Consider the following 10,351-nt stretch of genomic DNA (forward strand, 5'->3'; position numbering starts at 1 on the left):
AGACTCGAAATCTGTTGTACCGCAAGGTACCGTGGGTTCGAATCCCACCCCCTCCGCCAGTAAAAACAGGTAGTTAGGGAGAGCTTTCCCGAGACTTTCCTGAAGAGAAGGCCACCTTCGTGCAGACGAGGGTGGCCTTCTCTGCTATTCCCCCCAGTAGTCCTCACCGAAAAAGTCTTGGATGGCCTGCCGGTCTTTCTCCAGAAAGTTGACGTACTTTCCGTAGACCCTGTCGATCATCTCTTTGTTGGCCTGGCCCATCAGACCGATGAGCCGCTGCTTGCTGACACCCAGAAGCTCCGAATAGGCAACGAAGCAGGGTCTCAGGGCATAGGGGCGTGACTCGTTCGATGCCGGCCTTGTCACATGCGTCGTGCAAGGCATCCCTGAACGCCCGTTCCCTGAAGAGACCGCCGCTCTTACCCAGGAACACGAAGATAGAGTCCTCGGTGCGCTTCGATCAGGATGGCCGACCAGGTCCAAAGGGGCGAACGGCCGCTTGTTGCTTTGTGTAAAAATACTGACAAATATGATCGGATGGTAAAATCTTTACACATGTCCCGCAATCCGTCTCCCTCTGAAGCCATCCTGAAACTCGCCCGCAAGATGGGTGTCCTGCGGGTCTGCGACCTGGCCTCGCGCGGCATCCACCCAGAGTATCTGCGCCGCCTGTGCCGGCAGGGGCTGATGGTGCGGACCGGGCGCGGCCTTTACATGGCGGCCGACGCCGAGATCTCCGCTCACCACAGCCTGGCTCAGGCGGCCAAGCTGGTTCCCCATGGCATCATCTGTCTGCTCTCCGCCCTTCGCTTCCACGAGATCGGCACTCAGAACCCGCATGAGGTCTGGATGGCCCTGGAGCGCGCCGCCGCCCGGCCCCGCATCGACTATCCCCCCCCTGCGCATCGTGCGCTTCTCCGGCCGCGGTCTGACGGAAGGGGTCGAGGAGCATCTGATCGAGGGGGTGCCGGTCAGGGTGACCGGTCCGGCCAGAACCGTGGCGGACTGCTTCAAGTACCGCAACAAGATAGGCCTGGACGTGTCCCTGGAGGCGCTCAAAGAATGCCGAACCGGCCGGCGCTGCGAGATCAACGACCTCTGGCATTTCGCCAAGCTCTGCCGGGTGGCGAACGTGATGAAACCCTATCTGGAGGCCATGAGCGCGTGATACCGAGATCCATTGAAATTGTGTTTTTTCTTGTGTAGTATGTCGACAATCTGTCGACTTACTATGCCTAAAAACTCACTTTTTCTGCGTATCAGATCATGAGCGAAGACTTGCGCCAGGCCATTTCCTACGAGGAGTTCGACTACCAAGCTCTGATGGGGGCTCTGGCCTCCTATGCACAGCCCAGGGACAAGGTGACCGATCTGCTGGCCAAGGGAGTCATCATCCGGGTCAAGAAGGGCTTGTATATCTTCGGGGAGAAGTGGCGCCGCCGCCCCTACTCGCGGGAGATCCTTGCGAATCTGCTCTACGGACCCTCCTGTGTCTCCCTAGACTACGCCCTGCATTACCATGGGCTGACCCCCGAGCGGGTCGAGGCGGTCACTTCGGTGACGCCCAAGCGTGGCTGGCGTTTCGCTACCCCCGTAGGACGGTTTCTATATAGCAATGTCCCGGAGGCAGGTTTCGCCGTTGGCCTCGGCCGGGTAGAGCTGGAGGACGGCCGGGCCTTCCTGATCGCTGCCCCAGAAAAGGCTCTTGCAGACAAGCTCCGGAAGGGGCGCGGCTTGGGGCTGAGGACCCAGAAGGAGTGTCTGGCTTATCTGGTTGAGGACCTTCGGATCGAAGAGATGGCGCTACGCGATCTGGATGCCGGGCTGCTCGACGAGCTTTCCCGAGTCTACAACTCACCGCGGGTCGCCCTGCTGGCTGGACTGGTGCGGCGTCTGGCCCGGAGGAAAGGATAGGGCATGCGCGAAGCCGTCGCCCAGATGTTCTCAAGGTACGACTGTCAGCGGGTGGAAGACACCACCCGCGCCCTGCGTGAAATCCTCCAGGAATTGGCCCTGCTCGGCCTGTGGCGGGCCAAGTTTTTCGAAAAGGCCGCTTTCTACGGTGGCACCTCCCTGCGCATCCTCTACGACCTCGACCGCTTTTCCGAGGACCTCGATTTCTCCCTCCTCCAGCCCATGCCCGACTTCGAGTTGGAGCGCTACAGCAGTGCGCTGGAGCGGGAACTGGCGGCCTTCGGCTTCGAGGTGCGAGTGGAAAAGAAGGGGAAGGCGGTCGAGACCGCGGTGCAGTCGGCCTTCCTGAAGGCCGACACCGCCAACGAGCTGCTGGTCATCCAGCCCGGCGACCACATTCTGCGGCACATCCCTGCCGGTCAGGTCATCCGGATCAAGATCGAGGTCGACACCGATCCCCCGCCGGGATTCGCCACGGAGAACCGCTTCCTTCTGCGGCCGATCCCCTTCAGCGTCCGCTCCTACCGGCTCCCCGACCTGTTTGCCGGGAAGATGCACGCGGTTCTCTGCCGCCGCTGGAAGAACCGGGTCAAGGGACGCGACTGGTATGACCTGGTCTGGTACTGCGGCCGGCATCCGGAGCTACACCTGGCACATTTGGAGCAGCGGATGCGTCAGAGCGGCCACTGGAAAGAGGGGAGAAGCCTCGCTCCGGGCGACTTCCAAGACCTGGTCGCCGAGGCGATCGGTCGCCTGGACATCAAGCAGGCCCGGGAAGAAGTGCTGCCGTTCGTCCGGAATCCGGAGGCGCTGGAGGTCTGGTCACGGGAGTTCTTCCTCGACGTGGTCCGGCGGATTCGATTTATGTAGGGAAGGGCGGGTGCTGAGCATTTTCGACTAAGTGGCTAGTCGCCGCAGGCCTCCTCCAGCGCGGCAATCACCCAGAAGCGCTCATCGAAATGCGCCAGCAGCAGGGGCTTCACCTCCTGCCAGGAGAGGCCTCCGCCGCCGCAGCCGGGGCGGGGAACGATTATTTTTTGCCAGCCCTGGCGATCGGCCAAGACCCTGAGCTGGGCCGCCGAACGGGCGATCAGGCGTGGGTCGGGGCGGGACCAGGGCGTTTCTTCCACGGGAAAACTGACAAGCCCGTTGCCTAGGTCGTGCACCTGAAGGCCCCGCGCGCGCAGCAGGCGCCCGAGATGTTCGGCAAGGTCGGGAAAGTACGCCAACGCCTGGCGGGCGCAGCCCCGGCCGAGGATGGCGCGGCCTTGGCGGTCGACCTGGCCGTTGGTGGTGATGACCAGCACGGCTTGGCCGAGGTGATCCCAGAGATTGCCGCGCAGTTCCCTCATGGCGCGACCCCCTTTTCAGGGGGGCTTGGACCCGCGGCGTCCTTGCCTTTTGCGGCGCGGCGTGCTACAAGGGGCATCGGGTTTTTCCTTTCCACCAAGCGGCTTTGGCCGCTTTTTGACTTTGCGGGACCATCCCCACGGGGGCAATCATGAGCGGATTTTTTCTGATGCTGGCGGCGGCCTATTTGATCGGAGCCATTCCCTGTGGCCTGGTGCTGACGCGCCTGATGGGATTGGGTGATATTCGCCAGGCGGGCAGCGGCAACATCGGCGCGACCAATGTCTATCGGGTCGGCGGTCGTGGCCTCGGCGTGGCGACGTTGGTACTCGATGCCTTAAAGGGCCTGTTGCCGGTTCTTGCGGCCCTGCAGCTGTTCCCCGATTCCCCCTGGAAGCTGAGCCTGGTGGCGGCGGCGGCCTTTCTCGGCCACTGCTATCCCGTGTACCTGGGGTTCAAGGGTGGCAAGGGCGTGGCCACGGGCTTGGGCATCTACCTGGTGCTTTCGCCCCTGGCGGTGCTGATCGCCCTGGGGGTTTTTGCCGGGGTGCTGTGGAAATGGAGTTACGTTTCCCTGGCGTCCCTCTGTGCCGCCGGGATCATCCCCTTGCTGGTGGTGATCTTCGAGCGTTCCCTGCCCCTGTTTCTGGTGACCCTGTTTATCAGCGGCATGGTGATCTGGCGCCATCGCGGCAATATCGAGCGGTTGCTTAACAGCACGGAAAACCGCTTCCGCGCCTGATACGCACCCAGGTTTTGCGACGGATATGAGCAATAAAAAGCGGATTTTGCTGAGTACCCTCGCGGCGGTGGTTTTGCCCTTGCTGGTGCTGGCGGGCGATCTGGCCTATTTTCTGTCGCGGCCCGTGCAGCCTCCCGTGGAACGGATTCTGACCATCGCCCCGGGCACCGGCTTCGTGCGCATCGCCCGCGAGTTGGAAGAGCAGGGGGTCATCAGCCGCCGCCATTATTTTATTGGCCTGGCGCGCTTCCGGCAAGTGCAGGGGCGGGTGCATGCCGGTGAATATCAATTTCGTGTCGCGGCAACGCCCGAGGAAGTGCTGCGGCGCCTGGTCACGGGGGATGTTCTGCGCTATCCCTTCACCGTGCCCGAGGGCCTGACCTACACCGAGATCGGTGCACGCCTGGAGCGCGAGGGGCTCGGCAATGCCGAGGCGTTCAACGCCCTGGCGCGGGACAAGGCGCTGTTGGAGCAACTGGGGATTTCGACCGACTCCCTGGAGGGCTATCTCTTTCCCGAAACCTACCTGTTGGAACGCGGGGATACGGAGCGGCGCCTGATCCAGGCCATGGTGCGCGAATTTCGCCGCCGTGCCCTGCCCGAATGGCAGCTGGCGGCACAGGCGCGCGGCCTGGGTCCGCACCAATGGGTGACGCTGGCCTCCATCGTGCAGAAGGAGGCCGGCTCGGTGCAGGAAATGCCGGTCGTCGCTGCGGTTTTTCACAACCGGCTGAAAAAAGGCATGCGCCTGCAGGCCGATCCCACGGTCATCTACGGGGTGGCGGACTACGGCGGCCGCATCACCCGGCGCCACCTCAACGATCCCCACCCCTACAACACCTACGTCATCCCCGGTTTGCCGCCAGGCCCCATCGCCAATCCCGGTGCCGCCGCCCTGGAGGCCACCGCCTTTCCCAGCGCCGACGATTATTTGTATTTCGTGGCGCGCGGCGACGGCAGCCACGTTTTCTCTCGCACCCTCGACGAGCACAATCGCGCCGTGCGTCGCTACATTCTCTCGCCGCGTCCCGCCGCGACGCAACAAAACCCCGCGCCTGCAAACCAGGACGCCGGGGTTTTGTCTCGGGAAACGAATACAAATCCCTGATTTTTTTGAACGAGGACGCCCGTCCTCAGGCTCGGTTTCGATTGATCCGCGTTTTTCCCGCGTTGATGGGCGTCCCTTGCTCCCTGGGGATTTATCCCGCCGAAATACTGACGAACACCAACCCCTCGCCGCTGTCATTGCGAATGCCGTGGGCGCGGCCCGTCGGCGCGACGAGGATCATGCCGGGCTCGACCTCGCGTTCCGCGTGGTGGTCGCCGAGGAAGGTGCCGCGCCCCTCCAGAATCACCCAGATGTGGTCGCCCGCATGGACGTGGGGATGAATATCCTGGCCAGGCGCCAGGCACCAGAGCGTCGTGCGGGAATGCTCGGTCTCGGCAAGGACGACTTTGTGGGCCTTGTCCGGGGAAAAGGCGACTTGGTTCTGGTAGGCAAAAAAAGAGGTGTCCATGGAGAGCTCCGTGAAAGAATGTTAAGACCTCATCCTATACCGCAAGCGCGGCGTTTTTTCCACAAAGAAAACAGCCCGGGAGGCAAGCCCCGGGCTGTTTGAGCATGAAGATGGATGGTGGCGGGTCGGCTCAGGCCTTGGCCGCTTCGACCTGCACCAGGTTGACGGCCATGGGCATGATCTGATTGATGTTCAGATCGCTGAAGTGATAGGGCGCGAACAGCAATCCCGGCGGCACGTCGTCGCTGATCTTGACCTTGGCTTGGGCGCTGCCGACGGAGGAGGTCAAGCGCAGGGCGCCGCCGGCACCGACGCCGAGGGTGGCGGCATCCTGGGGGTTGATTTCGATGTACCCTTCCGGTGCGACTTCCAGGGTGCCCTCGGCAAAGGTGGTGGTGGTGCCGAAGTGAAAGAGGATCTTGCCGGTGAGCAACTGCAAGCCGCCGGCTGCGGCCTGCCCTTCCACGGGTGCGTAGCGCAGGCTCTTCAGTTCGGGGGCGAAGAGGGGCTTGACGCAGGGGCGGCAACGATCCTGAGCGGGCAGGCAAACGTCGCTGTAGAGCGGCGTGACGACCTTGATCTCGTCGAGCAGAGACCCGGCGTCGGGGCGGCCGCTTAGGGGCCGGAGGCGCTGGTAGAGCTCGGCGAAAATATCCCAGTCCGCGCGGGCCTTGCCGGGGGACTTGAGGCCCGGGCGCAGGCAATTGATGCGATGGTCGAGGGAGGTGAGGCTGCCGGATTTTTCGGCGAAGGACGCCCCCGGCAAAACCACGTGGGCCAGGCGCGTGACCTCGGAGGGCAGGATGTCCTGCACCACAAGCATGTCGAGGCGCTCCAGGGCGCGGCGCCAGCGCCGGCTGTCCGGGAAGGTAATCAGCGGGTTGGTGGCGGCCAGGTAAAGGAAACGCACCTCGCCCTTTTCGATGCCTTCGAGAATCTGCTCGGCATTGCGCCCGCCCTCGGGCAGCTTGCAGGACCAGAGCTGCTCAAAGCGCGCCTTGTTTTTGGCATAGGCGGCGAAGCCCGGAAGAAATTCGGGACAGGCGCCCATGTCGAGAAGCCCCTGGGTGTTGCCCTTTTCGTCCACGGGAAAAAGGCCGCCGAGGTCGCCGTGCAGGGCGCCGCACACCAGGGCCAGGTTGGCGATGGCCTGGACCTTGTCGCCGGCCGCGGCGCCGCGGGTCACATCGGCACCGAAAATGACCGCGACGCTTTCGGCGCGGCCGAGGTGCTCCGCGGCTTCTTCCAGCAGCTCCAGGGGCAGGCCGGTTTCCTTGACGGCGCGGGCGAGATCCACCTGGGCCAGATGCGCCTTGAGCTCATCCGGGTTGGCCAGGTATTTCTCCATGAAGGCGGCATCGGCCAAGCCCTTATCGAGAATCAGACGGGCCAAGGCGCCCGCGAGAAATACTTCGCTGCCGGGGCGGTAGCCGAGGTGGGTGTTGGCCCAGCGCGACAGCTTGACCCGGCGCATGTTGGCCACGATCAGTTTGCCGTCGCGCTTGCGGCAGGCCAGCTCGATCTGCCAGTCGATGGCGGGCGCCTCGGCGGTCACATCGCTGCCGAAAACCAGCACGGCGTCGGATTGGCCGATGCGGTCCAGGCGATTGCTGGCACCCTGCAAACCGAGACTGGCGAACAGGGGCAAAAGGGCGCGCAGGGCACCAAAGCGGGCCTCCGAATCGATATTGTTGCTGCCGAGGCCGGCGCGAAAAAGTTTCTGGAACAGGTAGTTCTCTTCGTTGGTCAGACGCGGCGAGGCCAGTCCGGCCAGGGTGTCGGCGCCGTGGGCGGCGCTCAGGGCGCGGGCGCGATCGGCGACCAGGCCCAGCGCCTCGTCCCAGTCCGCCGGCATCAACTGGCCACCGCGATTGACGAGGGGCGATTTCAGCCGCTGGCTGGAATTGACATAGCCGTAACCGAAAAAGCCGCCGATGCACAGGTTGCCGTTGTTGACCGTGGTTCCGTCCTCGGAGGTGACGCGATAGATCTCGTTGTTCTTGACGTGAAGGTCGATTTCGCACTGGCTGCCGCAGGCGTTGCACAAGGAGCGGGTTTTCTGGAGCTCCCAGGGGCGCGCGCGGTACTTGAACAGCTTGGAGATCATGGTGCCGGTGGGGCACACCGAGACGCAGTTGCCGCAGAACTCGCAGAGTTCCAGATGCTTGTCGATGTAGGAGCGGTCACCCTTGTCGTTGATGAACAAGGAACTCGAACCGACCACCTCGTGGCAGACCTTGACGCATTTTTCGCAGAGGATGCAGCGGGAAGGCACCTGCTGAATGAGGGGCCATTTGTCGATGGGGCCGGGATTGACGTCCTCGGCGCGGAAAGGCTGCTTGGTGACGTTGAGGGCGTAGCAGCTGTCCTGCAGGTCGCATTCGCCGCCAGCGTCGCACACCGGACAGTCGAGGGGGTGGTTGACGAGCATCAGCTCCATCACCTGGCGGCGGATGGCCGTGATCTGTTCGGACTGGGTGGTGACGACGATGCCGTCCTTGACCGGGGTGTTGCAGGCGGTCATGGGGCGGGCCACGCCCTGGACCTCGACCACGCAAATGCGGCAGGCCCCGGTGGGGGAGACTTTTTCCAGCCAGCACAGGGTCGGAATGGCAATGCCGAGCTGACGAGCCGCTTCCAGGATGGTGCTTCCCTTGGGTACGCTGACCGTCCTGCCATCAATCGTCAAACTGACCATGTCGATATCACCTCTAAATTCGGGCCCAGGCGCCGCTTCGCGTTGCGCGACGCTTGGATTCGTGGTCCGGCGGGCCCATTGCAACGGATTGAGTTCAGATCGCCGCCATTGCCATGCGGTAGCAGCGCAGGCACCGCTCGGCTTCGCGAACCGCCTGGCTGTCCTTGAAACCGAGTTCCACTTCCGTGTAGTTCTTGTAGCTGGCGCGCTCGCGGCCGTGGATTTCGCCCTGGTGCTCGCGATGAGCGGAGTCCAGCCAGGGCACCTGCTCGTTCTTATCGTAGACGCCGAGGTAGGTGAGGATGTCTTCCATGATTTCCTCATCGCTCAGATAGGCTTTGCCCTCTTCGAGCCAGCGCTGAATGACGCGGGCGGCGCGGTGCGCATTGCCGACGCAGGCAACGACGGTCAGCGGTCCGATTTCCGCATCGCCGCCGGCGAAGACGCCCTCGTGGTCGGTAATCAGCAGGCGCGTCAGGGGGTTGCCCATGCTGTCGTTGAGATCCTTGCCGGCGGCATCCTTGAGGGGCAGGAAACGGGTGACGACGGTGTTCCACTTGGTGATGTCGATGCCCATTTTTTCCGGGATGAAGGACAAATCGGCGTCCTGGCCGATGGCCGGGATGACCGTGTCGCACTCGACGACGAATTCGCTGCCCTTGACCGGCTGGGGCCGGCGGCGCCCCGAGGCATCGGGTTCGCCCAGTTCCATGCGCACGCACTCGACGCCGGTCACCTGCTCGTTTTCATCGACGATGATGCGGGTGGGCAGCACGAGAAATTCAAACCGCACGCCTTCTTCGTCGGCGCCGTCGACTTCCCAGACGTCGGCAGGCATCTCCTTGCGCGAGCGGCGATAGAGCAGAACCGATTCCTCGGCGCCCTCGCGCAGCGCCACGCGCACGCAGTCGATGGCCGTGTTGCCGCCGCCGACCACGACCACTTTCTTGCCCATGCCCGTGGGCTTGCCCATGTAGGCCTCGCGCAGAAAATCGATGCCGCCGCGGAGAAAGCCCTTGTAGCCCTTGTCCTCGCCTTCCACGCCCATGGGTTTGGAGCGATGGGCGCCCGGCGCGAGGAACACGGCGTCGAATTTTTCCTTGAGCTCCGGCAGGGTAATGTCGGTGCCGACGCGGGTGTTGTAGATGATCTCGACGCCCAGGGCGCTGATGATGTCGATGTCGCGCTGCAGGATGGTCCGGGGCATGCGGTAGGGCGGGATGCCCACCGCGACCATGCCGCCGCCGTAGCCCTCGGGCAGGGCTTCATAGATGGTCACCGGATAGCCTTCGAGGGCCAGGTAGTAGGCGGTGGTCAAACCCGCCGGCCCGGCGCCGAGCACCGCGACCTTCTTGTCCTTGCGCGGCTTGGGCTGCATGGGGGGCGCCTGATGGTGCTTCCATTCCCAGTCCGCGGCGGAGCGCTTGAGCACCATGATGCTGATGGGCTCGTCGACGTTCTTGCGCCGGCAGGCGGTCTCGCAGGGATGGGGGCAGACCCGCCCGCACACCGCCGGCAGGGGCATGTTGTCGCGGATGATCTCCAGCGACTCGTCGAAGCGGTATTCCTTGATGGCCTCGATGTAGGACGGAATGTCGATGTGCGCGGGGCACTTGTCCTGACAGGGCGCGGTGTATTTGTGGATGAAGCGGACATCGTCGCGGGGGCGGGACTGACCGCTGAGGCAGGCGAGAAAATCGTCGCGGTAATGACTGACGGCATGCAGCACCGGCACCGTGGCGCTCTGGCATAGGGTGCACTTGCAGTTCGTCATCAGCTCGGCGAGTTGCGCCACCTGATCGAGATCCGCGGCGGCGGTGGTGCCGGCGAGCACGCCGTCGAGCAGGTCGGCCAGCACCTTGGTGCCCTTCTTGCCCGGCGTGCACTTGCCGCAGCAATAGAGGTTCTGCACGCGGCGCATGTACTCGGCGGCCATGGCGGGCACGTTGACCTTGGCGTCGAAGACGATGAGGCCGTCCCAGCCCATGAATGCGGCCAGGGGTCGCTCCCCGTCGAGGGTGACGGGCAGTTTGAAGCTGGCAGCCTGCGCTTCGCCGTCAACCTTGCGGTTGTCGACGATCTTGTTTCCCCAACTGGAAAAAACGATCTGGGCCAAATCGACCTCCTGTC

General features: G+C 63.6%; 9 protein-coding genes and 1 pseudogene. 5 read left to right on the top strand and 5 right to left on the bottom strand.

The window, feature by feature from the left end:
- Nucleotides 1-144: 144 nt before the first annotated feature.
- Nucleotides 145-366 (bottom strand): hypothetical protein, encoded by a 222-nt coding sequence (locus QAT43_RS11890; RefSeq protein WP_305043297.1) that lies wholly within the window; start codon nt 364-366, stop codon nt 145-147.
- Between the two features lie 189 nt (nt 367-555).
- On the opposite strand from QAT43_RS11890, the pseudogene QAT43_RS14895 reads away from it, so the two are divergent.
- From QAT43_RS14895 to QAT43_RS11910, 3 genes and pseudogenes are all read left to right on the top strand, one after another.
- Nucleotides 556-1,168 (top strand): annotated as a pseudogene (locus tag QAT43_RS14895) (type IV toxin-antitoxin system AbiEi family antitoxin domain-containing protein).
- Nucleotides 1,169-1,266: 98 nt separating this feature from the next.
- Entirely contained in the window at nt 1,267-1,914 is a 648-nt protein-coding gene (locus QAT43_RS11905; RefSeq protein WP_305043300.1) for a type IV toxin-antitoxin system AbiEi family antitoxin domain-containing protein, read from the top strand.
- Nucleotides 1,915-1,917: 3 nt separating this feature from the next.
- Nucleotides 1,918-2,784 (top strand): nucleotidyl transferase AbiEii/AbiGii toxin family protein, encoded by an 867-nt coding sequence (locus QAT43_RS11910; protein WP_305043301.1) that lies wholly within the window; start codon nt 1,918-1,920, stop codon nt 2,782-2,784.
- A 35-nt stretch (nt 2,785-2,819) separates the two neighbouring features.
- Here the strand turns inward: QAT43_RS11910 and QAT43_RS11915 are convergent, their stop codons facing one another.
- Nucleotides 2,820-3,266, bottom strand: coding sequence for an ADP-ribose-binding protein (locus QAT43_RS11915; protein WP_305043302.1), 447 nt, complete (start codon nt 3,264-3,266; stop codon nt 2,820-2,822).
- Between the two features lie 149 nt (nt 3,267-3,415).
- Between QAT43_RS11915 and plsY the strand changes: the two genes are divergently transcribed.
- Together plsY and mltG are read left to right on the top strand one after the other, a co-directional pair.
- A complete protein-coding gene (plsY, locus tag QAT43_RS11920) occupies nt 3,416-4,006 on the top strand; it encodes a glycerol-3-phosphate 1-O-acyltransferase PlsY (RefSeq protein ID WP_305043303.1) in 591 nt (196 codons plus the stop codon).
- 25 nt (nt 4,007-4,031) lie between these two features.
- Entirely contained in the window at nt 4,032-5,114 is a 1,083-nt protein-coding gene (gene mltG, locus QAT43_RS11925; protein ID WP_305043304.1) for an endolytic transglycosylase MltG, read from the top strand.
- Between the two features lie 91 nt (nt 5,115-5,205).
- Here the strand turns inward: mltG and QAT43_RS11930 are convergent, their stop codons facing one another.
- From QAT43_RS11930 to QAT43_RS11940, 3 genes are all read right to left on the bottom strand, one after another.
- Nucleotides 5,206-5,523 carry a cupin domain-containing protein gene (locus QAT43_RS11930; protein WP_305043305.1) on the bottom strand — a complete coding sequence of 106 codons (318 nt, stop codon included), beginning with the start codon at nt 5,521-5,523 and terminating at the stop codon, nt 5,206-5,208.
- A gap of 130 nt (nt 5,524-5,653) precedes the next feature.
- Entirely contained in the window at nt 5,654-8,221 is a 2,568-nt protein-coding gene (locus tag QAT43_RS11935) for a molybdopterin-dependent oxidoreductase (RefSeq protein WP_305043306.1), read from the bottom strand.
- 94 nt (nt 8,222-8,315) lie between these two features.
- Nucleotides 8,316-10,337, bottom strand: a complete 2,022-nt coding sequence (locus QAT43_RS11940; protein WP_442900254.1) for an FAD-dependent oxidoreductase — start codon at nt 10,335-10,337, stop codon at nt 8,316-8,318.
- Nucleotides 10,338-10,351: the final 14 nt, after the last annotated feature.

The sequence above is a fragment of the Geoalkalibacter sp. genome (genome assembly GCF_030604225.1).
In the GTDB taxonomy this organism is placed as follows: domain Bacteria; phylum Desulfobacterota; class Desulfuromonadia; order Desulfuromonadales; family Geoalkalibacteraceae; genus Geoalkalibacter.